Source organism: Kribbella sp. NPDC002412, from assembly GCF_053592935.1.
In genome coordinates this window covers 68,324-92,492 of record NZ_JBSFBL010000018.1, presented here as the reverse complement: position 1 = coordinate 92,492, position 24,169 = coordinate 68,324, and the positions used below count along the sequence as shown (strand labels likewise).

The window sequence follows — 24,169 nt, the reverse complement described above, 5'->3', positions numbered from 1 at the left end:
GCCGGCCTGAGCATCGAGTGCCGGTGAGCACCCCGGTCACTCGGCATCGCGTCGCGTGGTGTGCCGCCGTGCGGTGGTGTGTTCGGCCGCGGCACCGGTGCCGCGGCAGACCGAGGAGGATTCTTTGGCCCGACGAGGCCAGCGCCAGTCCGGCGCTACGCGTAGCGCCACCCCACGCCGGCGTCGTGTCCGCGACGCCGAGGGGATCATGCCCGTGCTCGCCCGCGCCGTGCGGGAGGTCGAGGGCGCCGTCCAGCGCGGTGCCGTCCAGGCGTCCGTGCGGACGAAGTTCCAGGTCATCGCGCTGCTCGTGCGCGAGGAGCGGGCCCGGGTGAACGCCGACCAGTCGGCCGCCGAGGCCGACCGCACCAAGCAGCTCCGGCGGCTCGACGGGATCGCGACGATCCTGGCCAAGACCGCCGCTCGCGACACCTCGCTGCTGGCGCTGCTCGCCGAGGACGCCACCGTCTCCCCCGCAGCCGCCGCGCTCAAGCGCGAGATGATGCTGGACGCCGGGCTGGAGGCACCCGCCGAGGAGCCGAAGCGTGCCGAGCCGGCGCCGGCCAACACGTCGACGGCGCGCCGCGTCGTACCGCAGTCGGTGGTCCAGCGGCAGCTCGCCAACCCGTTCCTCACTCCGGACTTCTCGTCGCCCGCGCCCAAGCAGGTCCGCCCGCAGCGGCTGGCCGGCTGGGAGCTGCTCGGCCCGCTGTTCAAGTCGTTCGAGTACGCCACCGCCTCGGCCAGCAAGACCCTGCCCGAGCCGACCTCCCTGCGGACGGCGAACGGCCAGGAGCTCATGCTGCACCAGGCCCGGCTGATCGCCGCGGTCGCGAACGGCCACCGGACCTTCCTGCTGGCAGACGAGCCGGGGCTCGGCAAGACCGCTCAGGCGCTGCTGGCCGCGCAGGCCGCGAACGCCTACCCGCTGCTCGTCGTCGTGCCGAACGTCGTGAAGACCAACTGGGCCCGCGAGGCCGGTCTCTGGACGCCGCGGCGCAAGCCGACCGTGATCCAGGGCGACGGGGACACCATCGACGGGTTCGCCGACATCGTCATCGTCAACTACGAGGTGCTCGACCGGCACGTCGGCTGGCTCGGCGACCTCGGCTTCCGCGGCATGGTCGTGGACGAGGCGCACTTCATCAAGAACAAGAAGTCGCAGCGCTCGCAGAACGTGCTGCACCTGTCCGACCGGATCCGGTCCTGGACCACCCGGCCGCTGCTGATGGCGCTCACCGGCACGCCGCTGATCAACGACATCGAGGACTTCGCGGCGATCTGGCAGTTCCTCGGCTGGATCGACGACAAGAGCCCGCGCGCCGAGCTGACCGAGAAGCTGGAACAGTCCGGCCTGACCCCGGCCGACCCCGGCTTCTACGCGGCCGCCCGGGCCAGCGTCATCGACCTGGGCATCGTTAGGCGCCGCAAGGTCGACGTGGCCGCCGACATCCCGGCCCGCCGGGTGGCCGACCTGCCCGTCGAGCTCGACGACGCCGCCGGCCGCTCGATCCGGGCCGCCGAGCGCGAGCTCGCCGACCGCCTGGTCGCTCGCTACCACGCCGTACTCGCGGCCCGCGACAGCGCCGACGAGGTCGACGGCATCGACCACGACCTGGTCCGCCGGGTCGCCGAGTGGGAGCGCGCCGAGTCGGCCAAGTCGAAGTCCGGCGACAACATCTTCAACCTGGTCCGCCGGATCGGCGCCGCGAAGGCCGGGATGGCCGCCGACTACGCGGCCCAGCTCGCGCACAACGTCGGCAAGGTGGTGTTCTTCGCCCGGCACATCGAGGTGCTGGACGCCGCGGAGAACCTGTTCACCGAGCGCGGTATCGAGTTCTCGTCGATCCGTGGCGACCAGTCCCGGACGACGCGGCAGAAGAACATCGACGCGTTCGTCAACGACCCCGAGGTCTCCATCGCCGTCTGCTCGCTGCTGACGGCCGGTGTCGGCCTCAACCTGCAGGTCGCGTCGAACGTCGTACTGGCCGAGCTGTCCTGGACGAACGCCGAACAGGAACAGGCCATCGACCGCGTGCACCGGATCGGTCAGTCCGACCCGGTCACCGCGTGGCGGATCATCGCCGCGCAGACGATCGACACCCGGATCGCGGACCTGATCGACAGCAAGGCCGGCCTGGCCGCCCGCGCACTCGACGGCTCCGACGAAGAGGTCTCCAACTCCGCCGACTTCCAGCTCGAGGCCCTCACCGCCCTCCTCACCAAGGCCCTCACCGACTGACCTGCACTCCCGGTGAGTCGAGCCGCGAGGCGAAGAGTTCAGCGAGGTGCATCGTGGGGACCTGGGCCAGGTCGTCGAGCTGGAAGCGGCAGGACATGCCGTCGGCGAGTACGACGGCATCCGGGTGGGACCGTACGGCGGGGAGCAGGTGTGTCTCGGCGATGGCCACCGAGATTTCGTAGTGTCCTGCCTCGACGCCGAAGTTGCCGGCCAGGCCGCAGCAGCCGGGGACTCTGGTAACGCTCGCGCCGGCGCGTTGCAGGAGATGGTGATCTGCCGACCAGCCGAGGACCGAACTCTGATGACAGTGCGGCTGCGCGACGACCTCGACGCCGGTGAGGTCCGGTAGGTCGAGGCCCAGGTTTGTCACCAGCTCGGCGAAGGTGAGCACGCCTTCCGCAACCAGCTTCGCCTCGGGCGCGTCGGTGAGCTCGATTGCGTCACTCCGCAGGGTCGCGAGACAGGACGGCTCCAGCCCGATCACCGGCACACCCGAAGCCACATAGGGCGCCAGCGTCCCAACGGTCCGCTCGACTATCCGCCGGGCCCGCCCAAGCTGCCCGGTCGTGATCCAGGTCAACCCACAGCAAGCGTTGTCCCCGATCACCCGCACCGTCAGCCCGCTGGCCTCGAGAAACCGAATCGCCGCCAACCCAGACTGCGGAAAGAAGTAATCAGTAAAGGAATCCGCCCAAACCCAAACATCAGGCACGTCATCCACCCGACCGGCACGCCGATTTGTGCGGCGGGCTGAGCGTCTGAGTGTCTTCTTTGCGAAGGGTGGGATTGTGCGGCGGGGGTCTATTCCAGCTGTGAGTTTGGCTAGTTTTGCGGTTGGGGTCAGGCGCATCGAGAGGTTCGCCAGGGTGGCGATGGGGGCTGCTAGGCGCGCCCAGTGTGGGAGTCGCCCTAAGGTGTAGTGGGAGCGGGGCCGGCGTTTGGCTTTGTACTTCTGGAAGAGGGCTTCGGACTTGTAGGTGGCCATGTCCACGCCGGCGGGGCAATCTGACGAACAGCCTTTGCAGGACAGGCAGAGGTCGAGGGCCTCGTCGACGGCCGCGTGGTCGAGGCCGTTGATGAGGGATCCGTCGAGCGCTTCCTGGAGGACGCGGGCGCGGCCGCGGGTGGAGTCCTTCTCGTCGCGGGTCGCTAGGTACGACGGGCACATGACGCCGGTGGTCTTCGGGGCGACGCAGCGGCCGACGCCCGTGCAGCGGTGGACGGCTGCACCGAGGTCGCCGCCGTCGTGGATCAAACGCAGTCCCGGACGCTCCAGCGTGGTGCGCGGGCGGATCGGTCGGAGGTCGTCGGTGATGGATGCCGGTTCGACGATGATGCCGGGGTTGAGCAGGTTGTCCGGGTCGCAGATCTGCTTTGCCTGCGCGAACAGGCTGATCGAGGTCTCGTCGTACATCATCGGCAGTAGCTCCGACCGGACCCGTCCGTCTCCGTGCTCACCGGACAGCGAGCCGCCGTACTTCTTCAGCGTCGCCGCGCACTCGAGCATGAACTCCCGGAAGCCGGCGGCACTCCCCGGGCGACCGGCCTCGAACGGGAAGTCGATGCGGCAGTGGACGCAGCCGTCGCCGAAGTGACCGTACGGGTACCCGCGCAGGCCGTGCGCGGCCAGAAGCTCCTCGAAGTCGCGCAACCAGGCGCCGAGGTACTCGGGCGGGACCGCGGCATCCTCCCAACCGGAGTGGGCCGGCGTCGGCAGACTCACTCCCGCAAGCCCGGCGCCGTCCTCACGGATCCGCCACAATGCGGCCGCCTCGGCCGCATTCGTGACCAGCTTCGTCTCGAGCGCCCCGGACGCGGCCGCGAGCCGGCTGATCAGCTCGGGCCCGTCCTCGCCGGCGACCTCCGCGAACAGCCAGCCCGCGCCCTTCGGCAACTCCGGCACCGGCTTTCCCTTGCTGCGCACGAGATCCACGATCCGCGCGTCCATGCCTTCGCAAGCGATCAGGCGACCGGGCACAGCTGCCAGCAGCGCCGGTACGGCGTCTGCCGCGTCGGCCATCGTCGGATACCCGAGCACGAGGAGCCGCCGCCCCGGCTCGTCCGGCACCAGCCGAACGGTTGCCTCAAGCACCGTTCCGAGCGTGCCCTCACTGCCCACCAGGAAGCGATCCACTCGCCCACCGTTCTCCGGCAGCAGATGCTCCAGGCTGTAGCCACTCACCTGCCGCCCAAACCGCCCGAACGACGTCCGCACATGCGCCAGGTTGTCTCCCACCAACCCCACCAAGCGTTCCGCCGTAGCCCCACCCCCGCGGACGTCCCCACCCGCTCCACGCCCGACGTCCCCACCCACCCCACGCCCGACGTCGCCGCCGGCGTCGTGGTGGGGGTGGCTGGTGGCGGTGAGGGAGGTGGTTTCTCCGTTGCCGAACAGGACTTGTAAGGCTTCGACGTTGTCGGCTGTTCGGCCGTAGCCGAGGGCTCTTGAGCCGCAGGCGTTGTTGCCGATCATGCCGCCGATCGTGCAGCGGGTGTGGGTGGACGGGTCCGGTCCGAAGCGCTGGCCGTACGGCGCTGCGGCACGCTGAAGGTCGGCGTGGACGACGCCGGGCTCGACGGTCGCCGTACGTGCTTCGGGGTCGATGGCGACGATCCGCTGGAGACGGCGGGTGTCGACGACGATCCCGGGGCCGACCGCGTTGCCGGCGATCGACGTGCCGGCGCCCCGCATGGTGACCGGGACGCGCAGCTCCCGCGCGGCCGCATGGACGGCGAGGAGCTCATCCGTCCGGCGCGGCCGCACCACGACCAACGGGACAACGCGGTAGAGGCTCGCGTCACCGGCATACATGGCGCGGGCCAGCGCCGAATCATCGGCCTCACTGATGCCCCGTAACCTCAGCTCGGCGGCGAGCTCCGTCGCGTCGTGGCTGTTCCGCATCACACCGAGAAGTCCACCCCCTGCGCCAGCGGAAGCTCACCGGAGTAGTTGATCGTGTTGGTCGCACGGCGCATGTACCCGCGCCAGGCGTCCGAGCCGGACTCGCGGCCGCCGCCGGTCTCCTTCTCACCGCCGAAGGCGCCGCCGATCTCGGCCCCGGAGGTGCCGATGTTCACGTTGACGATGCCGCAGTCCGAGCCCTCCGCGGAGACGAAGAGCTCGGCCTCGGCCTGGTCGCGGGTGAAGATCGACGAGGACAGCCCCTGCGGAACATCGTTGTTCAGGGCAATGGCCTCGGCGAGGTCGTCGTACGTCAGCACGTAGAGCAAGGGCGCGAACGTCTCGGTCCGCACGATGTCGCTCTGGCTCGGCATCGTGACGATCGCCGGCTCGACGTAGAACGCATCCGGCGCCGCGTCGGCGAGCACCCGGCCGCCGCCGGCCACTGTCTTGCCGCCTTCGGCTCCGGCCTGGGCGATCGCCGCGGTCATCACGTCGTACGCCTTGCCGTGGATCAGCGGGCCGACCAAGGTGCCCGCGGCCATCGGGTTGCCGATCGGGAGCCGGGCGTACGCCTCGACGAGGCGATCGGTGAGTTGCTCGGCCACCGAGGAGTGGGCGATGACGCGGCGCATCGTCGTACAGCGTTGTCCTGCCGTCCCGGCGGCGGAGAAGACGATCCCGCGCAGGGCGAGATCCAGATCGGCCGATGGCGCGACGATGGCTGCGTTGTTGCCGCCGAGCTCGAGCAGCGACCGGCCGAACCGGTTGGCGACCCGAGGTCCGACGGCCTTTCCCATCCGGCTGGACCCGGTGGCGCTGACGAGTGCGACACCGGGGTGGTCCACCAGGGCTTCACCGACCTCCGGGCCGCCGACGACGACCTGGGACACATCCGCCGGCGCGCCGGACTCCGCCAAGGCACGGTCGAGCAGCGCCGCGGAGGCCCAGGCGCACAGCGGCGCTTGCTCCGACGGCTTCCAGATCACGGTGTCGCCGCACACCAGGGCAATCGCGGTGTTCCACGACCAGACCGCGACCGGGAAGTTGAACGCGCTGATCACACCGACCACGCCGAGCGGGTGCCAGGTCTCCATCAGCCGGTGGCCAGGGCGCTCGGAGACCGCCGTACGCCCGTAGAGCTGACGCGACAGGCCGACCGCGAAGTCGCAGATGTCGATCATCTCCTGCACCTCGCCGAGGGCCTCGGAGGTGATCTTGCCGACCTCGGCGCTGACCAGCGTTGCCAGGTCCGTCTTGTGCTCGGTCAGCAGCTCGCCGAAGCGCTTGATGACCGCGCCGCGCGCCGGCGCCGGGACCTTTCGCCACTCCCGGAACGCGGCGTTGGCGCGAGCGACCACGTCGTCGACGGAGCCCGCCTCGTCCCAGCGCACACCACCGAGGTCTCCCCCGTTGATCGGCGACCGGTGACTCCGCTCACCGGCGATGGTGGCGGCGTCGACGCCACACGCCCGCGCAGCGGCCAGCGCCTGGGCGCCGAGGATCTCGGAACCGGGAATCTCGGTACGGGACATGGTCGCTCCTTGTGCGATCGGATGGTCAGACAACGTTCAGCTCCGGGCGTGCGCCGGCCGCACTGAACCGCTCGGCGTCGAGCGAGGTGACATCGACGACCGGCTCGCGATCCAGGCAGAGATCGCGGAGCACCTCCCCGATCGCCGGCCCCATCAGGAAGCCGTGGCCGGAGAAGCCGCAGGCGTACACGAACCCCGGCACAGTTCGCGAGCGGCCGATGACCGCGTTGTGGTCGGGGGTCATCTCGTAGAGCCCGGCCCAGCCGCGGCCGATGCCCACCTCCCCCAGCGCGGGGACGCGGCGCTCGATGGCCTCGGCCAGCGTGGTCAGCCAGGCCGGGTCCCGGGACGTGTCGAAACTCCACGAGTCGACCGCTTCGGGGCAGCCGACCAGGAGTCCCTCGCCTTCGCGGTGGAAGTACAGCGAGGTGGTGAAGTCGATCGTGAACGGCGTCTCCGGGTCGAGACCGGGGATCGGTTCGGTGATCGCGATCTGGCGGCGGAGCGGGACCACCGGCAGGTCCACGCCGACCCAGCCGCCGACCTGCGCCGACCAGGCGCCGGCCGCGCAGACCACCTGGTCCGTGCGGAGCTCTCCGGCAGCGGTGACGACCTTCACGATCCGGTTGCCGTCGGTCTCGATCCCGGTGGCCGGGCAGTTGGTGAGGATCGTCGCCCCGGCTGCGCGGGCCGCCTTTGCATAGCCCTGGACGACCGATTCCGGCGTACAGTGCCCGTCCCGCGGCGACCAGGCCGCGCCGACGATGCCGGTGCTGTCGATCAGCGGTGAGAGCCGTTTCGCCTCGGCCGCGGAGATCATCCGGCTGTCACCTCCGGCGGCGTTGTGCAGCGCGACGTTACGCTCGAACACGGCCAGGTCGTCGGCGTTGTCGACGAGGAACAGGTAGCCGGTCTGGTGCAGGTCGATCTCGGTGCCGAACAGGTCGCCGAAGCGCTCGAAGACGTCGAGGCTGCGCAGGCCGATCCGGATGTTGACCTCGTCGGAGAAGAACCCGCGCACACCACCTGCCGCGTGACAGGTCGATCCTTGGCCGAGCGCGCCCTTCTCGAGCAGGACGACCCGCTTCCCGGCCGCCGCGAGGTGGTACGCCGCGCTGACACCCATGATCCCGCCGCCGATGACGACCACATCGGCGGCCGCGGGGAGGGTGCGAGCGCGACTCATGGGGACCACTCTTCCGTGGGACGGCGGCTGGGCGAAAGTCCCGGCGGGCAACTATCCGTGACGGGAGGGTAAGAACGCGTTCCGGCCGAGGTGTCCATCTCAGCGCACGAGACCGGCGCCCTGCCACCAGGACAGGGCGCCGGTCTCGCGGGTGAGGGCAAGCAGTTCTTTCGCTATCGGGACAGCGGAGCTCCGCAGGTGTTGCAGAAGCGGGCTCCTGGCGGGTTGTTGCGGTGATCGCAGCCGGGTGGATTGGCCGGCGGTTGCGGTCCGTACTGCGGCATCGCTGTACCGACGAAGGCCGGTCGTTCTACTGGCACCGGCCTTGTGCGGTTGCGCTGGTACCAGACGAGGACGCCACCCGCCAGGACGAGCAGGAGCGCGACCCCGCCGGGCAACCACCACGGGAAGCTGCCGCCGGAGTCGGCCACCGGGACCGCCAGAGGACCGTTGCCAGCGGATGCATCGTCCCCGGTGGCAGCCCGGGGCGCGACCGGGTTCACGCCGTGCTGGCGCAGGAACGCCCCGAGGTCGGTGGTGTCGGTGATGAAGTTGAAGTTCTGCTGGTTGCGCAGCAGGAAGCTGTTCACGCCGAGCACGTTGCCGCCCTCGTCCACGGTCGGGCCGCCGGACATGCCGCCGCTCAGGTCGGCGTTGACCTCGGTCTGCGGCACGCCCTTCGGCGAGGTCTGCTGCGAGCTCGCCGTACCGGTCTTGAAACTGGCTCGCTGGTTCTCGTCGATCACCTTCCCGACCGCGGCCGGGAACCCGATCGAGATCAGCTTCGTGCCGACGGCCGGGTCCTGCGTTGCGATCGGCAACGGAAGCGCGCCCGAGATGCCGGACACCCGCAGCAGCGCGACGTCGCCGTCGTTGAAGGACTTGTAGTCGATGATCTGGGCGTTGTGGTCGAACTTCACCGGCCCGCCGACCGACTCGGGCTGGGTGATGCGGACGCGCGTCTCCGGCTTGCTGCCCTTGCTGCCGCCCTCGACGTCCCAGTTCTTCACGGCGTACTCGAGCCAGTCCTTCGCCTTGGAGATCTGCTTGGCCTTCTCCATGAAGAGCAGCGCTTCGATGATCAGATCACGCCGGATCTCCTGCGGGTCGACGCAATGGCCCGCGGTGACGAGGTCGCCGGTGGCGCTGACGAGGAAGCCCGAGCACGTCCCTTCGACGACCATCGGCTCCCGGACGACGTCCTCGCCGCCGCCCTCGGTCGGATAGCGCACGTTCGCGACCGTCCTGATGTGCAGCGCGACGACGCTCTTCTCCAGCTCGGCGCTCTGTACCGGCTCGGCCGCCGACGCCGTGACCGGCGCCATCACCCCCAGCGGCACCAGCAGAGCCGCAACCTGCACCCGTCCAGAGCCGCAGCCCGTCATCACCCGCCGGTAGGCGACTAGTTGCTCAGGGCAATCCGGCGCCAGGTGTCCCCTTTTGCCCAGCGCTGCATTCCGGAATGCACGGTCCGCGACACAAAGGCACCAGCAGGTGTGTGTGACCAGCACATGGCGCTCGGCGGCGGCAGCCAGAAGCATCGGCGGGAAGAGTTCGCCCCCAACTCGATGCGAGGTGCCTCATGAGTCTTGACGTCGTACGGCGGTTGGCAGTGGTACTCGCGGTCGTCGCCGGCTTCATCGCCGTACCAGCGCCCGTTGCGCAGGCCGCCGCCCTCCAGGAAGTGACCGGATTCGGCACGAATCCGGGCAACCTCAGGATGTTCCGCTATGTTCCTGACGGTCTCGAACCGCGACGGCCGCTGGTGGTTGCGTTGCACGGGTGCACGCAGTCGGCGGCAGCGTACGACGTCGAGCCCGGCTGGGTCGAGGTCGCCGAGCGGATGCGGTTTGCGCTGCTTCTGCCTCAGCAGCAAAGCTCGAACAACCTGAACTCCTGCTTCAACTGGTTCGAGACGGGCGACACGACGCGGGGTTCCGGCGAGGCGCTGTCGATCAAGCAGATGGTGGACCGGATGCGGTCGGACTTCGGGTCTGCGAGAAGCTACGTCACCGGGTTGTCCGCGGGCGGTGCGATGACTTCGGTGATGCTGGCGACGTACCCGGAAGTGTTCGCGGCCGGCGCGGTCGTCGCGGGCCTGCCCTACCGTTGCGCCACGACCGTTGCGCAGGCCTTCTCCTGCATGTCGCCTGGCACGAACCTGACGCCACAACAGTGGGGCGACAAGGTCCGGGCCGCTTCGACCGGACCATGGCCGACGATCTCCGTCTGGCACGGCACCGCCGACTCGACAGTTGCCTACAGCAACCTCAACGAACTCGTCGAGCAGTGGACCAACGTTCACGGCACGGACCAGACGGCCGACGTGTCGGATACCATCAGCGGCTATCCCCACAAGATGTATCGCAACAGCGCCGGACAGTCCGTGGTGGAGACGTACTCGATCACCGGGATGAATCACGGGCAGCCGATCGACCCCGGTACGTGTGGCACGACTGCGCCGTACATCCTGGACGTCAACGTCTGTGCGGCCGAACACATTGCCCGCTTCTGGGGTCTCGACGATGCCCCGACGTCGCCCGGCACCCAGGCGTTCCCGAGCATCGACAGTCACGACGGCTACGTCAAAGCCCAGTCCGACGGCTCCGCCCCCGTCGTCGGCACTCTGCCCAACCTTGCTGTCGGGCAAGGCACCGACGGCAAGCAGAACCGCGCCGTACTCTCCTTCGACACCTCGACCATCCCCGACGACGCCACCATTACGCGGGCCTGGCTGACCGTTACATCGGCCTCAGCTGTTGGCGACCCGTGGGCCGGCTCCAACCGGCTCCTGATCGACCTTCACACCGGCTGCCTCAACGCCTGCACGACTGAACCTGCCGACTGGACAAGCCCCCCAACCACCGCAGCCGTGGCCGCCCTCCCGCCCTTCACCACCGGTCCGGCCACCTCCACCGACTTCTCCCGCGCCACCATCAACCGCACCGGCCCCACCCAACTCAAACTCCGCTTCGCCCAGACCCCCACAACCACCGCCTACCGGTTCCTGTCGCCGGGAGCACAAGCCACCCTGCACGTCACGTACGGCGATTAGCGCGCCGTTCTGGCCGGGGCAAAAGAAGAGGCAAGGAGAACGGATCTCCCTGCCACTATCAACCTATAGCGCACTGGGGGACTTGCCGCAAGCCCATGTTGGTGCTGCAGAATCGCGGTCCTCAGCCAGAACAATCTCGATCAGGGGGCTTGATGATTGACGTGATCGTTGCCGGTGGCGGGCCGACCGGGATGATGCTGGCCAGTGAACTGCGGCTGCACGGCGTCCACGTGGTGGTGCTGGAGAAGGAGTCCGGGCCCACCAAGGTCGTCCGGGCGCTCGGGCTACATGCGCGCAGCATCGAGGTGCTGGACCAGCGTGGTCTGCTGGAGCGGTTCCAGGAGCACGGGAAGCAGTTCCCGGTCGGCGGCTTCTTCGCCGGGATCCTCAAGCCGAACCCGGTGCATCTGGACAGCTCCCACCCGTACGTCCTCGGCATCCCGCAGAACATCACCGACCGCCTGCTCGCCGAGCACGCCGCCGAGGTCGGCACCGAGATCCGGCGGAACACCGAACTGGTCGGCCTGAGTCAGGACTCCGACGGAGTCACGGTCGAACTGGCCGACGGCAGTCAGCTGCGCTCGCGGTATCTGGTTGGGTGCGACGGCGGCCGCAGTACCGTGCGACGTCTGCTCGGCGTCGGGTTCCCCGGCGAGACCAGCCAGGTCGAGACGCTGCTCGGTGAGATGGAGGTGACGGCGTCAACGGAGGCGCTGATGGCTGCCGTCATGGAGATCCGCAAGACCGAGCTGCGGTTCGGGGCCATGCCGCTGCATGACGGCACGTACCGCGTCGTCGTACCCGCTGATGGGTTGACCGGGGACCGCACCACCCCGCCTACCTTCGAGGAGTTCAAGGGGCAGTTGCAGAAGTACGCCGGGACGGACTTCGGGGTGCACTCACCTCGCTGGCTGTCCCGCTTCGGTGATGCGACCCGCCTGGCCGACCAGTACCGCACCGGGCGCGTCCTGCTCGCCGGCGACGCCGCCCATATCCATCCACCGGCGGGCGGCCAGGGCCTCAACCTCGGCATCCAGGACGCCGTCAACCTCGGCTGGAAGCTCGCGGCCGAGGTCAACGGCTGGGCGCCCGACGACCTTCTCGACACCTACCACTCCGAACGGCATCCGGTGGCTGCCGACGTTCTCGACAACACCCGTGCCCAGATGGAACTCATGTCCACCGAGCCTGGAGCTCAAGCGGTACGGCGTTTGGTGTCAGAGCTCATGGACTTCGAAGACGTCCACCGCCTCCTCATCGAGAAGATCACCGCAACCGCCATTCGCTACGACTTCGGCTCGGAGCACGACCTGATCGGCCGCCGCCTCCCGGACCTCCCGCTCAAACAAGGCCGCCTCTACGAGCACCTCCACACCGCCCGCGGCCTCCTCCTGGACCAGACCGGCACTCTCTCGATCACCGGCTGGGAAGACCGCGTCGACCACCTGACCGGTGATCTCCCCCACCCAGCCATCCTTGTGCGCCCCGACGGCCACATCGCCTGGATCGGCGAGACCCAACAAGACCTCAACACCCACCTCACCAAGTGGTTCGGCACCCCTAGCAGCTGACCAGTGGACGAGGCACGGCTCGACTGGAGAATCGAGGACTACGAGCGGTACGCCAACTAGCCCTCACCCGCGCGCGGCGCCATACGCGGGATGGGGGCGGGGTGGAGGATTGGGCGGGATAGATTGTGGGGGTGCGGGGACTGCGTGGGCGGGGGCGGGAAGTTGCTGTGTTGGAGGGGTTGGTTGGGGCTGCGCGGGTGGGGCGGAGTGAGGTGTTGGTGCTCCGGGGGGAGGCTGGGGTTGGGAAGTCGGCGTTGCTCGAGGAGTTGGTTGCGCGGAGTGAGGCTTGCCGAGTTGCGCGGGCCGTGGGGGTCGAGTCCGAGATGGAGCTCGCGTACTCCGGGCTTCATCAGTTGTGCCAGCCGTTCCTCAAGCTGGCCGAGCGTCTTCCGGGACCGCAGCATGATGCGCTGGGTACGGCGTTCGGCGAGCAGGACGGCCCGCCGCCGGACAAGTTTCTTGTCGGCCTCGCCGTACTGAATCTGCTGTCCGACGCGGCGACCCAGCAGCCGGTGCTGTGTGTGATCGACGATGCCCAGTGGATCGATCTGATGTCTGCTCGGATCCTCGCGTTCGTGGCTCGGCGACTGGCGGCTGAGTCGGTGGTGATGGTGTTCGCCGTTCGCGACGGCGCGGATCACGAGCTGACTGGGCTCGCCGAGCTTGAGGTTCGCGGGCTGGGTGACGCGGACGCGCGGGCCCTGCTCGACTCGGTCCTGCCCGGGCCGGTCGACCCGCGGGTGCGGGACCGGATCGTGGCGGAGACCCGCGGCAACCCGCTCGCCTTGCTGGAGCTGCCGCATGCGTGGAGCCTGACCGAGCTGGCGGACGGCGTCAGTCCGGGCTCCCTCGCCAGCCGGATCGAGGAGAGCTTCGTACGGCGGCTCGAGGTCCTCCCGGCAGACACCCGGCTGCTCCTGCTCACGGCCGCGGCGGAACCGCTTGGCGACCCGACTTTGCTCTGGCGGGCAGCGGAGAAGCTTGATCTCGGGGCGGATCCCGCGGCTGCGGCGATCGCCACCGGACTGATCACGTTCGGCCGGCATATTCAGTTCAAGCATCCGATGGTGCGGTCGGCGGCGTACCGGCTGGCGACGCCGCAGGAGCGGCAGGCGGTGCACCGGGCGTTGGCTGAGGTGACCGATCCCGACGTCGATCCGGACCGGCGCGCGTGGCATCGGGCGAACGCGACACCGCTTCCCGATGAGGAGGTTGCCGCTGAGCTTGAGCGGTCTGCCGACCGGGCGCGGGCGCGTGGCGGGTTCTTCGCAGCCGGAGCGTTCCTGGAGCGGTCGGCGGCGCTGACGCTCGACCCGGATCGGCGGTCGCAGCGGTTGCTGGCCGCGGCGTCGGCCAAGCGCCGTGCTGGGGCGCTCGAGGCGGCGCTCGAGCTGCTCGGTAGCGCGAGCGCCGGTCCGCCGAACGCGCTACTCGGGGCTGAAGCGGAGCGGCTGCGCGGACAGATCGCGTTCGACCAGGGCCGAGCCGCCGAGGCAGCCCGCACTCTGCTCGCCGCCGCCGAACAGCTCGAGCCGCTTGATGCCGACCGGGCGCGGACGGCCTACCTCGAGGCGACCTCGGCAGCCATCTGGGCGAGCGGCCCAGATACCCCAGCAATCCTCGCAACCGCAGCAGCCGCGGCTCCCCCATCGGCCGAGCCACATCCACCGGCCGAGTTGTTGCTGCGGGCGCTGGCGTTGCGGGTCACCCGCGGATACGCGGTTGCCGCGGGATCGCTGGTCGAGGCGGAGGGTCAAGCTCGGCGGGCGGGTGCGCGCGGGGTGGAGGTTGATGGGCGGGTTGGCGGCATGGTCGCGGTCGAGGTGTGGGACTTCGAGGCGGCGGTCGAGTTCGCGCTTCGGGAGGATCGGGTGGCTCGGGAGACCGGGGCGCTTGTGCGGCTTCAGTTCGCGCTCGGCTCGCGGGCCCAGCTGCTGTGTTTGAGCGGTGAGTTGAGCGCAGTGGCCGGGCTTGTCGACGAGGATCAGCAGATCGCGGCGTCGACCGGGAATCCGCCGGGAGTGTACGGCGCTCTGCTGCTTGAGGCGTTCCGTGGCAACGAGGGTGAGGCCCGGCGGCTGGTCGACGCGACCCTTCAGGAGGCGAACGAACACAGCCAGGGTCGGCTGGCGGCATTCGCGTCGTACGCGGACGCGGTCCTCAACAACGGCCTCGGCAGGTACGACGTTGCCCGCGACGCCGCGCTTCGGGTGTTCGAGCAGGATGTTGTCGGGTACGGCGTCCTGATTGTCGGAGAGCTGGCCGAGGCGGCGTCGAGGACTGGCGACACCAAGCTCGTCGAGTCCGCGCTTGCCTGGGTGAGCGAGCGCGCCACGATCACCCCGACGGACTGGGGACGCGGCATCGAAGCGCGCGTCCGGGCCCTGCTCAGCGGGGACGAAGACGCCTATCGCCGGTCGATCGAGCACCTTCAAAGCACTGGTCTCCGCGTCGAGGTGGCCCGGGCCCAGCTGTTGTACGGCGAGTGGCTGCGCCGCGAAGGCCGTCGTGCCGACGCTCGCGAACAACTGCGGACGGCTCACGAACAGCTCGTCGCCATGGGGCTCGAGGCGTTCGCCGAGCGTGCCCGGCACGAGCTGCTGGCCACCGGCGAGACGGTCCGTAAACGTACGCCGGACACGCTCAACGACCTCACCGCGCAAGAGGCGCAGATCGCCGGGCTGGCGCGGGACGGGCTGACCAACGTGGAGATCGGGGCGCAGCTGTACATCAGCCCCCGGACCGTGGAGTGGCACCTGCGCAACACGTTCTCCAAGCTCGGGATCACGTCCCGCCGCCAGCTCCGGAAGGCGCTCACCCCGTAGAACCAGGGATGACCACGGGGGCGACAGGCTCGACCCGTGTCGACGATGGGAGGACGATCGTCGAAGGAGTCATCCCGTGGACACCAAGCTCAAGGCCGTCGTCGTACCCGTGTCCGATGTCGACCGGACCCGGCACTTCTACCGTGCGCTCGGGTTTCACCTGGACTGCGACCAGCAGGACGGCGAGGTGCGGGTCGTCCAGCTGACCCCGCCGGGCTCGTTGTGCTCGATCATCATCGGCTCCGGCATCGACTCGGCCCAGCCGGGGTCGACGGTCGGTGTGCTGCGGGTGCACGACCTGCCGTCGGCCGTCGCCTACCTCCACCTGCGCGGCGCCGCTCCGAGCCCCATCACCCGAACCGCAACTGGAGCCGACCAGGCCTCCTTTCGCGACCCCGACGGCAACCGCTGGCTGCTGATCGGCGGCGCACCCACGGCCGGAGCGCTCCCTTGAGCCGGCGGAAGACCCCGGTGCCAGGGGCGATACCAGGGACCACCACTGGGGCGAGCACGCGTCCGGGGAGCGACAGTCAGTGGTGTCGGAACCACAACTACAGGAGGAAGCAGTGAGCACCGATCTCAAGTTCGAGGCCGTCGTCATCCCGGTCACCGATGTGGACAAGGCGAAGGCGTTCTACCAGCAGCTGGACTGGCGGCTGGACGCCGACTTCGCGTTCGACAACGGTTTCCGGGTCGTCCAGTTCACCCCGCCGGGTTCGCCGGCCTCGGTGCAGTTCGGGACGAACATCACCACCGCCGAGCCGGGCTCGGCCCAGGGTCTGTACCTGATCGTCTCCGACATCGAGGCCGCGCGCAGTGAGCTCGCGGCGCGCGGTGTCGACGTGAGTGAGGCGTTCCACCCCGCGACCCCGGGCGCGCAGTTCCAGGCGGACGACAGCGGCCGGGTCGCCGGGCCTGCCGACGAGCGCGCCAGCTACAGCTCGTTCGCCACGTTCACCGACCCCGACGGCAACCGCTGGCTGCTGCAGGAGGTCACCAAGCGGCTGCCCGGCCGGGTCGACCCCGCGGAAACGACGTACACCTCGGTGGACGACCTGCGGCAGGCGCTGCAGCGCGCAGCGACCGCCCACGGTGAGCACGAGAAGCGCAACGGCGGCGAGTACGACGAGGCCTGGCCCGAGTGGTACGCCACCTACATGGTCGCCGAGCGGACCGGCCAGGAGCTCCCGCAATGAGCGACTACGACGTCATCGTGATCGGCGGCGGCTCCCCCGGTGAGCACGCCGCCGGGGCCCTCGCCGAGGGCGGCCTGCGGGTCGCGGTCGTGGAGTCCGAGCTGGTCGGGGGCGAGTGCTCCTACTGGGCGTGCATCCCGTCGAAGACCCTGCTCCGCCCGGGCGAGGCCGCGCAGGCCGCGAACGAGGCCGCCGCTCCCGCGACCGTCGACGTCGAGGCGGCCCTCGCCTACCGCGACTTCATGGTCTCGGACCACTCCGACGCCGGCCAGGAGAAGTGGCTCGCCGACAACAACATCGACCTGATCCGCGGCCGTGGCCGGCTGGCCGGAACCGGGGTCGTCGAGGTCGACGGACGCCGCTACACCGCGGAGCACGTCGTACTCGCGAACGGCTCCGACGCCGTCGTGCCGCCCATCCCGGGCCTCAGTGACCTCGACGGCGTCTGGACGAGCCGTGAGGCGACGAGCATGAAGGCGGTCCCCCGCCGCCTGGTCGTGCTCGGCGGCGGACCGGTCGGCGTCGAGATGGCACAAGCGGTACGGCGCTTGGGCGGCGACGTCGTCCTGGTCGAGTCGGCCGACCACCTGTTGTCGCGCGAGGCCGCACCGCTCGGTGAGGCACTCGGCGAGGTGCTGCGGCGGGACGGGATCGAGCTGATCATCGGCGCACGGGCGACCGCCGCCCGCCGCGACGGTGACGACTACGTGCTCGTGCTCGACGACGGTCGCGAGGTTCGTGGCGACCGGCTGCTGGTCGCCACGGGTCGCCGGCCGCGGGTCGACGGCATCGGGCTGGAGACGATCGGTGTCACGGCCGACGCCGGCGGCGTGCCGGTCGACGCTCGCCTGCAGGTCGCGGAACGTGTCTGGGCCGTGGGCGACGTGACGGGCCTCTGGCTGTTCACCCACGTCGGCAAGTACCAGGCCCGCATCGTCGCCGCGAACATCCTCGGCGAACCGCGGGAGGCCAACTACGACGCCGTACCGCGGGTCGTCTTCACCGATCAGCAGGCCGCGGCGGTCGGTGCCACGGAAGCGCCGTACAGCGCAACCATCGCGCTGCGGGACGTGGCGAAGACGGCCACCTACACCCACGAGTACGCCGGCAGCCCCGGATTCCTGACGCTGCTCAGCGACGGCGAACGTCTCACCGGCGCCTACGCCCTCGGTCCCGAGGCCGGCGAGTGGCTGCAGCAGGCCACGCTCGCGATCCGCGCCCGCATCCCGCTCGCGGTCCTCCGCGACACCATCCAGCCCTTCCCGACCTTCTCCGAGATCTACGTCTCGGCCCTCAAAGCTCTAAGGACCTCGTGAACACCCTGCGCATCTTCCTCATCCGTGGCGTCATCGCCATCGCGTGGGCCGCCGTCTTCGCGACGCTGGCCAAGTCCCTGACCACCGAAGTACCGGTCGCCGTCGGCGTCCTGCTCGTCCTCTATCCGCTGATCGACGCGGTCGCAACGCTGATCGACGCCCGCAGCCAGTCCGGTCCGACCAGACAATGGCTGCTCGCCAACGCCGCCTCGAGCACCGTTGCGGCCGTGGCCCTTGGAGTGGCCGCGACCGCAAGCGTCACGGCCGTCGTCGCCACCTTCGGCGTCTGGGCCACCGTCAGCGGCGCGGCGCAACTCATCGTCGTACTGCGTCGCCGTGCCCAGCTCGGTAGTCAGTGGCCGCTGCTGCTGGCCAACGGGGTCTCGGTCCTCGGCGGTGTCGCCTACCTGCTGGCAGCGGCGGGCGGCGACCCGAAACCGAGCATGCTGGCCATCTACGCGGCCACCGGCGGAACGGAGTTCGTCCTCCAGGCCGGTCTGCTCGCCCGCCGCCGCCGCAAGCAACTTGCCCAGGGCAACCAACTTCAGGAGGCGAGCAGCTGAGCGGCTTCCGGCAGCCAGTCAGACCTTGTCGGGATGCGGCCGCTACCTTAGTATCTACGTATGCGCGTAGATACGCAGCCACGCAGGTCGATTCCCGGCGACGAGCAGGTCGAGCTGGCGATCCGGGTCTTCCAGATGCTGGCGGACGCGACCCGGGTGCGGCTGCTGTGGGCGCTGCTGGACGGCGAGATGCCGGTCAACGACCTGGCCGCGGCGGTCGGCAAGTCGCCGGCCGGGGTCTCCCAGCACCTGGCCAAGCTGCGGATGGCGCATCTTGTCCGAACGCGGCGGCAGGGCAACCGGATCTTCTACCGGATCGAGAACTCCCACGTCAGCCAGTTGGTCGAGGACGCGATCTACCACGCCGAGCACTCCAGCGGGGGCTTTCCCGAGCACCATCGGTCCGCTGACGCCGTACCGCACGACGACCCGGCCGGCGCCTGACGACGCAGAGACGAGAGCGCCGATGAGCACGACTGACCACGAGCACCACCATGAACACGCCCACGGTCACGGGCATGACCACCGGAGCGGGCTGCTGGGCAAGGTCAAGGAGATCCTCGTCCCGCACTCGCACGACAGCGCCGACAAGGTCGACTCCGCGCTGGAGGCGAGCAAGGAGGGCATGCGCTGCCTGAAGATCAGCTTCGTCGGCCTGATGGTCACCGCACTGATCCAGACCTTGATCGTCATCTACACGAACTCGGTCGCGCTGCTCGGCGACACCCTGCACAACTACGCCGACGCGCTCACCGCGATCCCGCTGGCGATCGCCTTCGTCGTCGGCCGCCGGCGCGCGACGCGCAGCTACACCTACGGGTACGGGCGGGCCGAGGACCTGGCCGGCATCGTCGTCGTGGTGCTGATCGCGGCATCCGCGGCGTACGCCGGCTACGAGGCGATCACGCGGTTCATCCATCCCGGTGATGTGCGCCATGCCGGCGTACTGGCACTCGCCGGCGTGATCGGCTTCCTCGGCAACGAGGTCGTCGCCCAGTACCGGATCCGGACCGGCCGCCGGATCGGCTCGGCCGCCCTGGTCGCCGACGGGCTGCACGCCCGCACCGACGGCTTCACCAGCCTCGCCGTCGTCCTCAGCGCCGCCGGCGCCTGGCTCGGCTTCCCGCTGGCCGACCCGATCATCGGCCTGCTGATCACGCTCGCCATCCTGTTCGTCCTCCGCGACGCCGCCCGCGAGGTCTACCGCCGGCTCATGGACGCGGTCGACCCGGCGCTGGTCGACCGGGCCGAGGAAGTCATCCGCTCCACCCCCGGCGTCGTCGACGTGACCGGCATCCAGCTCCGCTGGCTAGGCCACACCCTCCGCGCCGAGGCCCGCATCAGCGTCGACTCGAACACCTCTCTGGTCGACGCTCACCACCTCAGCCACCAGGTCGAGCACGAACTGGTTCATGGCGTACGCCGCCTGACCTCAGCCACCATTCACGCCGAGCCACTCCCCCACGACTCCACCGCAGCCCACGACCTGGTCAGCCACCACCGGTAGCCGGTGGGGGAAGGACTCGTCGAGCGGCTCGCACGAGCACGACCGGGGCGCCTGCCAGACGTCCCGGTCGCGCCGCGACGAGGCCGGACGCGGGAGGTTCCCGCTCAGGGCCACCGCCTCACATCGGTCCCGCAGGACACGCTCGTTGACCGCCCACCACCAACGACCCTGCTGCTCAGCCCTCACGCCACGATGATCGGGGACGGACGGACCGACAACACGTGACTTTCGGCCCTGCTCCGCGGGCGGACGCCCACGATCAACTGGAACCGGGCGGGGGAAGCCGGTCGAGGGTACAGAGAAGAGGACCCCAGCCCATTCGACGTACCCCTGGACCCGCTGTTGCAGCAGCCTGGCTTCCCTCGCCCACCGATCCCGGTGTGGTTTCCGGAACTGTGGATACCGGTCCGGCCGTGATCATCATCGAGCGCACGGTTGTCGTGGACACGCCGGTCGAGCGGGCCTACGAGTATCTGGCCGACTTCGAGACGACGGTCGAGTGGGATCCGGGCACGGTCTCGACGCGGCGGGTCGACGGGGACGGCGGGCCGGGTACGACGTACCTCAACGTCTCCGAGTTCGCCGGGCGGAAGACCGAGCTGACCTACGTCGTGCTGCGCCGCGACGAGGGCGTGCTGTTCCAGTTGCGTGGGGAGAACAAGACCGTCGTCGCCATCGACACGATGACGTTCTCAACACAGAACGAACGCACTTCGGTCGGCTATCGCGCCGAGTTCACCTTCAAGGGCGTCGCGCGGCTGGCCGAGCCGCTGTTCCGCGGCCGGTTCGCCAAACTCGGCGACGAAGCCGAGGCCGGCCTGCGGAACGCGCTGCAGAGGCTCTGACCATGCCTCAGCGGCTTGCGCTTGTTACCGGGGTGACCGGGTACATCGGTGGGCGGCTGGTGCCGGAGTTGCTCGAGCGCGGGTTTCGGGTTCGCGCGATGGCACGGAATCCGGCGCGGCTCCGGGATCGGGACTGGTACGGCGAGGTCGAGGTCGTCGAGGCGGATGCCGGTGATCCCGGGCAACTGCGGGCGGCCATGGAGGGTGTCGACGTCGCGTATTACCTGATCCACTCGCTCGGGACCGGGCGGCGGTTCGAGGCGCGTGATCGGCACAACGCGCTCACCTTCGGGACGGCCGCGCGGGAGGCCGGCGTACGGCGCATCGTCTACCTCGGCGGCCTGTATCCCGACGGCGAGGAGCTCTCGCCGCACCTGGACTCCCGCCGCGAGGTCGGCGAGATCCTGCTCGCCTCCGGTGTGCCGGTCGCCGTGCTGCGCGCGGCGGTGATCATCGGCTCCGGCTCGGCGTCGTTCGAGATGCTGCGGCACCTCACCGACCGCCTGCCGGTGATGGTCACCCCGCGCTGGCTGAGCACGAGGATCCAGCCGATCGCCGTCCGCGACGTGCTGCACTACCTGGTCGGCAGCGCGTCGATGCCGGACGACGTCAGCCGCGGCTTCGACATCGGCGGGCCCGACGTCCTCACCTATCGCGACATGATGCAGCGGTACGCGAAGGTTGCCCACCTCAACCAACGCCGGATCCTGCTGCTGCCGCTGCTCACTCCCTCGCTGTCCAGCCACTGGGTCGGCCTGGTCACCCCGGTGCCGAGCAGCATCGCCCGGCCGCTGGTCGACAGCCTGGTGCACGAGGTCGTCTGCAAGGAGCACGACATCGCGCAGCACATCCCCGATCCAGCGCCGGGCCTGATCGGCTTCGACCGGGCGGTCGAGCTCGCCCTCAAGCGGGTCCAGGACCTGGACGTCACCACCACCTGGGCGTCCGCGTCGACCCCCGGCGCGCCGAGCGATCCGCTGCCGAGTGACCCGGACTGGTCCGGTGGTTCCCTGTACGTCGACGAGCGCGAAAGCGCCGTACCCGCGAGCCCGGAGCGGCTGTGGACCGTCATCGAAGGCATCGGGGGCGACAACGGGTGGTACTCCTGGCGGCTGGGCTGGTGGGCACGCGGACTGCTGGACCGGCTCTTCGGTGGCCCGGGCCTGCGACGCGGACGACGCAACCCGCGCGACCTGTCGGTGGGCGATCCGCTCGACTGGTGGCGGGTCGAGGAGATCGACGGCCAGCGACTGCTCCGGCTGCGCGCCGAGATGCGGCTACCCGGGCTCGCCTGGCTCGAACTGGTCGTCGACACCGACGACGACGGCACCACGGTCTTCCGGCAGCGCGCGCTGTTCCATCCGCACGGTCTCCCGGGCCACCTCTACTGGTGGGCGATCAAGCCGTTCCACGGCATCGTCTTCGGCAGCATGCAGCGCAACATCGCCCACGCGGCAGCCGAACTCTGATCCTCAGCGGGCGTCGCGTTTGGCTTGGCGGCGGGCGCCGGCGGCGCGGCTGGAGGCGTCCTTCTTCAGCCCGCCGGTGGTCTTGGTGGCGCGCCGCTTGGCGGGAGCGGGAGGTGGCGGCACGTCCACGGCACGCATCACGGGAGCCTCGACGGTGGGCTTGACGGTCGCCTTGGCGGCGCGTGCCGCTTCGATGCGCTCGTTCCGCAGCCGCCTGGACGCACCACTCGCGGCCACCGCGACTTCGCGGCTGACTCTTGCCAGTGCGGACTCGAACAGCTCGGCCTTGTCGCGGTCCCGCTGGTTCCTGGCGTACGACATGCCTCGGCCGCCGGCCTCCGCCACGGCGGCACTCGCGCCGCGCCGGTAGTTCTTCACGTACTTCGTCCGAGCCCGGCGGATCCGCTGGTGCAGCTCCAGGAGCTCGTCCTCGTCCAGAGTTTTCAAGGCGTCCCGGTCCGTTTCGGCCACCAGCAGGCGCTCGGCATCCGTCAACGAGTTCAGCAAGCCTTGATTCATCGCAGTCTCCTCGGCCGACGTACTCGAGTGTTGCCTGCGGGCCGCCCGGGTTGCTCATCCGCTGTGGGTGAATCTTCGCGGCGGACCCGGCCCGCGGCCGCGACAGCTGTGGACAGGGGCGCCGATCGGCGTGCGAGGATGCGGTCATGGCCAACTCGGACGTTGCCGAACATCTCGAGAAAGTGCGCTCCGCGAAGCGCCGCCGGGATGCCGAGACGATGCTCGGGCTGATGCGCCGCGTCACCGGCGAGGAGCCCCGGATGTGGGCGACCATCATCGGATACGGGCAGTACCACTACCGCTACGCCAGCGGCCGCGAGGGCGACGCCCCGGCCGCCGGCTTCGCACCCCGCGCAGCCGCCACCACGATCTACCTGAACGACGGGGTAGGAGCCCACACCGAGCTGCTCGACAAGCTCGGCCCGCACACCACCGGCGTCGGCTGCCTCTACATCAAAGACCTCACCGACATCGACCTCGACGTCCTCGAAAGCATCGTCCGGCAGTCCTACGAGTCCCTGACCTCCGGCACCTACACCCAGCGCGCCAAAGAGTCCGGCGACGCCTGAACGCCTCCGGAATGTGCCGAAGGGCCCGGTGATCCGGGACTGATGGCGCTGCCGCGCGGGGACTGCGCGCGCCAGGGTGGGAGGGCGGCCAGAGCGACGGCCGCCCGAGTCGAGGTGGGGCCAGATGACGACGACCAGTACGCCGACGCGGGACGAGGTCGGCATCCTGCTGACCGCGGCGACCCGGGCGCCGTCGATCGACGACGCCCAGTCCTGGCGGCTCGAGATCGACGGGCCGGTGATCGACATCCTGCTCGACTCGCCGCCGCCGGAGTCCGACCCGGCGGGCCGGCTGGCCAGGGTCGCGTTGGGGGCCGCGGCCTTCAACGTCCGGGTGGCCGCCGCCATGCTGGGCCATGAGACGACGATCGCGCTGGACCCGGATCCGGCCGTACCCGAGGTGATCGCCCGGATCTTCCTCGCCGACCGCCGCGTGCCGGTGCACGCGCTGAGCTCCCTGTACGGCGACCTGACCCGCAGCCACCCGCCGCGCGGCCCCGTGATCGACCAACCGGTGTCACCCATCGTCCTCGACCGGCTCGGTAAGGCGGCCCGGTCGGAGCAGGCCGACCTCTACTGGATCAACAAGCACCGACGTGGCGCATTGGCCGACGTGATCGAGCAGGCGCCGGCCGTGGCGATCCTGACCACCCGCGAGGAGGACCAGCGGGCCTGGACCCGATCCGGCCTCGCCCTGCAACGAGTGTTGCTGACGGCAACTTCCTACGGCCTGACCGCGTCGTTCCGCAACCCGGCCGGCGCCGACCGCGCCCAGCTCCGCGACCTGGTCCGCCGGACCGGCTGGCCGCAACTCGTCATCCGCGTCGGCTGCTGACCGTCTCGTACTGTCTTCTCAAGGGCGAGAGCAC

General features: G+C 69.8%; 19 protein-coding genes. 14 read left to right on the top strand and 5 right to left on the bottom strand.

Going from position 1 to position 24,169, the window contains the following annotated elements; genetic code table 11:
* The first annotated feature begins 124 nt into the window (after nucleotides 1-124).
* Nucleotides 125-2,242, top strand: a complete 2,118-nt coding sequence (locus ACWCOV_RS16985) for a DEAD/DEAH box helicase (protein ID WP_449830193.1) — start codon at nucleotides 125-127, stop codon at nucleotides 2,240-2,242.
* On the opposite strand, the gene ACWCOV_RS16980 is transcribed toward ACWCOV_RS16985, so the two are convergent.
* The 4 genes from ACWCOV_RS16980 to ACWCOV_RS16965 all read right to left on the bottom strand — a co-directional run bounded on the left by ACWCOV_RS16980 (nucleotide 2,232) and on the right by ACWCOV_RS16965 (nucleotide 9,226).
* A complete protein-coding gene (locus ACWCOV_RS16980) occupies nucleotides 2,232-5,144 on the bottom strand; it encodes an FAD-binding and (Fe-S)-binding domain-containing protein (protein WP_449830241.1) in 2,913 nt (970 codons plus the stop codon). The two genes, ACWCOV_RS16985 and ACWCOV_RS16980, sit on opposite strands and share 11 nt — an antisense overlap.
* On the bottom strand, nucleotides 5,144-6,679 hold the full coding sequence (amaB, locus tag ACWCOV_RS16975; RefSeq protein WP_449830192.1) for an L-piperidine-6-carboxylate dehydrogenase: 1,536 nt from the start codon (nucleotides 6,677-6,679) through the stop codon (nucleotides 5,144-5,146). Before amaB ends, ACWCOV_RS16980 begins: the two co-directional genes overlap by 1 nt.
* Before the next feature lie 25 nt (nucleotides 6,680-6,704).
* The gene (locus ACWCOV_RS16970) at nucleotides 6,705-7,865 is read right to left on the bottom strand and encodes an NAD(P)/FAD-dependent oxidoreductase (protein ID WP_449830191.1); all 1,161 of its coding nucleotides are present in this window, start codon (nucleotides 7,863-7,865) and stop codon (nucleotides 6,705-6,707) included.
* 173 nt (nucleotides 7,866-8,038) lie between these two features.
* Nucleotides 8,039-9,226 (bottom strand): trypsin-like peptidase domain-containing protein, encoded by a 1,188-nt coding sequence (locus ACWCOV_RS16965; protein ID WP_449830190.1) that lies wholly within the window; start codon nucleotides 9,224-9,226, stop codon nucleotides 8,039-8,041.
* Between the two features lie 221 nt (nucleotides 9,227-9,447).
* On the opposite strand from ACWCOV_RS16965, the gene ACWCOV_RS16960 reads away from it, so the two are divergent.
* The 11 genes from ACWCOV_RS16960 to ACWCOV_RS16910 all read left to right on the top strand — a co-directional run bounded on the left by ACWCOV_RS16960 (nucleotide 9,448) and on the right by ACWCOV_RS16910 (nucleotide 22,212).
* Complete coding sequence (locus ACWCOV_RS16960) at nucleotides 9,448-10,920, top strand: extracellular catalytic domain type 1 short-chain-length polyhydroxyalkanoate depolymerase (protein ID WP_449830189.1); 1,473 nt, start codon at nucleotides 9,448-9,450, stop codon at nucleotides 10,918-10,920.
* A 152-nt stretch (nucleotides 10,921-11,072) separates the two neighbouring features.
* Nucleotides 11,073-12,491, top strand: a complete 1,419-nt coding sequence (gene rox, locus ACWCOV_RS16955) for a rifampin monooxygenase (RefSeq protein ID WP_449830188.1) — start codon at nucleotides 11,073-11,075, stop codon at nucleotides 12,489-12,491.
* A gap of 125 nt (nucleotides 12,492-12,616) precedes the next feature.
* On the top strand, nucleotides 12,617-15,316 hold the full coding sequence (locus ACWCOV_RS16950) for an ATP-binding protein (protein WP_449830187.1): 2,700 nt from the start codon (nucleotides 12,617-12,619) through the stop codon (nucleotides 15,314-15,316).
* A gap of 76 nt (nucleotides 15,317-15,392) precedes the next feature.
* Nucleotides 15,393-15,770 (top strand): VOC family protein, encoded by a 378-nt coding sequence (locus ACWCOV_RS16945; protein ID WP_449830186.1) that lies wholly within the window; start codon nucleotides 15,393-15,395, stop codon nucleotides 15,768-15,770.
* A 112-nt stretch (nucleotides 15,771-15,882) separates the two neighbouring features.
* Nucleotides 15,883-16,512: a VOC family protein gene (locus ACWCOV_RS16940; protein ID WP_449830185.1), complete on the top strand. Its 630-nt coding sequence runs from the start codon at nucleotides 15,883-15,885 to the stop codon at nucleotides 16,510-16,512.
* Nucleotides 16,509-17,828 carry a dihydrolipoyl dehydrogenase family protein gene (locus ACWCOV_RS16935; RefSeq protein ID WP_449830184.1) on the top strand — a complete coding sequence of 440 codons (1,320 nt, stop codon included), beginning with the start codon at nucleotides 16,509-16,511 and terminating at the stop codon, nucleotides 17,826-17,828. Before ACWCOV_RS16940 ends, ACWCOV_RS16935 begins: the two co-directional genes overlap by 4 nt.
* On the top strand, nucleotides 17,825-18,391 hold the full coding sequence (locus ACWCOV_RS16930) for a DUF308 domain-containing protein (RefSeq protein WP_449830183.1): 567 nt from the start codon (nucleotides 17,825-17,827) through the stop codon (nucleotides 18,389-18,391). Before ACWCOV_RS16935 ends, ACWCOV_RS16930 begins: the two co-directional genes overlap by 4 nt.
* Before the next feature lie 60 nt (nucleotides 18,392-18,451).
* Nucleotides 18,452-18,835, top strand: coding sequence for an ArsR/SmtB family transcription factor (locus ACWCOV_RS16925; protein ID WP_449830182.1), 384 nt, complete (start codon nucleotides 18,452-18,454; stop codon nucleotides 18,833-18,835).
* A gap of 22 nt (nucleotides 18,836-18,857) precedes the next feature.
* Nucleotides 18,858-19,898 (top strand): cation diffusion facilitator family transporter, encoded by a 1,041-nt coding sequence (locus ACWCOV_RS16920; protein WP_449830181.1) that lies wholly within the window; start codon nucleotides 18,858-18,860, stop codon nucleotides 19,896-19,898.
* Nucleotides 19,899-20,311: 413 nt separating this feature from the next.
* Nucleotides 20,312-20,743 carry an SRPBCC family protein gene (locus ACWCOV_RS16915; protein ID WP_449830180.1) on the top strand — a complete coding sequence of 144 codons (432 nt, stop codon included), beginning with the start codon at nucleotides 20,312-20,314 and terminating at the stop codon, nucleotides 20,741-20,743.
* A 2-nt stretch (nucleotides 20,744-20,745) separates the two neighbouring features.
* On the top strand, nucleotides 20,746-22,212 hold the full coding sequence (locus tag ACWCOV_RS16910; protein ID WP_449830179.1) for an SDR family oxidoreductase: 1,467 nt from the start codon (nucleotides 20,746-20,748) through the stop codon (nucleotides 22,210-22,212).
* Nucleotides 22,213-22,215: 3 nt separating this feature from the next.
* On the opposite strand, the gene ACWCOV_RS16905 is transcribed toward ACWCOV_RS16910, so the two are convergent.
* Entirely contained in the window at nucleotides 22,216-22,731 is a 516-nt protein-coding gene (locus ACWCOV_RS16905; protein WP_449830178.1) for a hypothetical protein, read from the bottom strand.
* A 146-nt stretch (nucleotides 22,732-22,877) separates the two neighbouring features.
* On the opposite strand from ACWCOV_RS16905, the gene ACWCOV_RS16900 reads away from it, so the two are divergent.
* Both ACWCOV_RS16900 and ACWCOV_RS16895 read left to right on the top strand, forming a co-directional pair.
* A complete protein-coding gene (locus ACWCOV_RS16900; RefSeq protein ID WP_449830177.1) occupies nucleotides 22,878-23,300 on the top strand; it encodes a DUF1801 domain-containing protein in 423 nt (140 codons plus the stop codon).
* Nucleotides 23,301-23,424: 124 nt separating this feature from the next.
* On the top strand, nucleotides 23,425-24,135 hold the full coding sequence (locus tag ACWCOV_RS16895; RefSeq protein ID WP_449830176.1) for a hypothetical protein: 711 nt from the start codon (nucleotides 23,425-23,427) through the stop codon (nucleotides 24,133-24,135).
* Nucleotides 24,136-24,169 lie beyond the last annotated feature (34 nt).

Excerpts from the sequence above, each read along its gene's own strand:
- ACWCOV_RS16935 (WP_449830184.1), top strand. The coding sequence starts at position 16,509 with ATGAGCGACTACGACGTCATCGTGATCGGCGGCGGCTCCCCCGGTGAG.
- ACWCOV_RS16980 (WP_449830241.1), bottom strand. The coding sequence starts at position 5,144 with ATGCGGAACAGCCACGACGCGACGGAGCTCGCCGCCGAGCTGAGGTTA.
- ACWCOV_RS16960 (WP_449830189.1), top strand. The coding sequence starts at position 9,448 with ATGAGTCTTGACGTCGTACGGCGGTTGGCAGTGGTACTCGCGGTCGTC.
- rox (WP_449830188.1), top strand. The coding sequence starts at position 11,073 with ATGATTGACGTGATCGTTGCCGGTGGCGGGCCGACCGGGATGATGCTG.
- ACWCOV_RS16895 (WP_449830176.1), top strand. The coding sequence starts at position 23,425 with ATGACGACGACCAGTACGCCGACGCGGGACGAGGTCGGCATCCTGCTG.
- ACWCOV_RS16910 (WP_449830179.1), top strand. The coding sequence starts at position 20,746 with ATGCCTCAGCGGCTTGCGCTTGTTACCGGGGTGACCGGGTACATCGGT.
- ACWCOV_RS16905 (WP_449830178.1), bottom strand. The coding sequence starts at position 22,731 with ATGAATCAAGGCTTGCTGAACTCGTTGACGGATGCCGAGCGCCTGCTG.
- ACWCOV_RS16920 (WP_449830181.1), top strand. The coding sequence starts at position 18,858 with ATGAGCACGACTGACCACGAGCACCACCATGAACACGCCCACGGTCAC.
- amaB (WP_449830192.1), bottom strand. The coding sequence starts at position 6,679 with ATGTCCCGTACCGAGATTCCCGGTTCCGAGATCCTCGGCGCCCAGGCG.
- ACWCOV_RS16925 (WP_449830182.1), top strand. The coding sequence starts at position 18,452 with ATGCGCGTAGATACGCAGCCACGCAGGTCGATTCCCGGCGACGAGCAG.
- ACWCOV_RS16970 (WP_449830191.1), bottom strand. The coding sequence starts at position 7,865 with ATGAGTCGCGCTCGCACCCTCCCCGCGGCCGCCGATGTGGTCGTCATC.
- ACWCOV_RS16900 (WP_449830177.1), top strand. The coding sequence starts at position 22,878 with ATGGCCAACTCGGACGTTGCCGAACATCTCGAGAAAGTGCGCTCCGCG.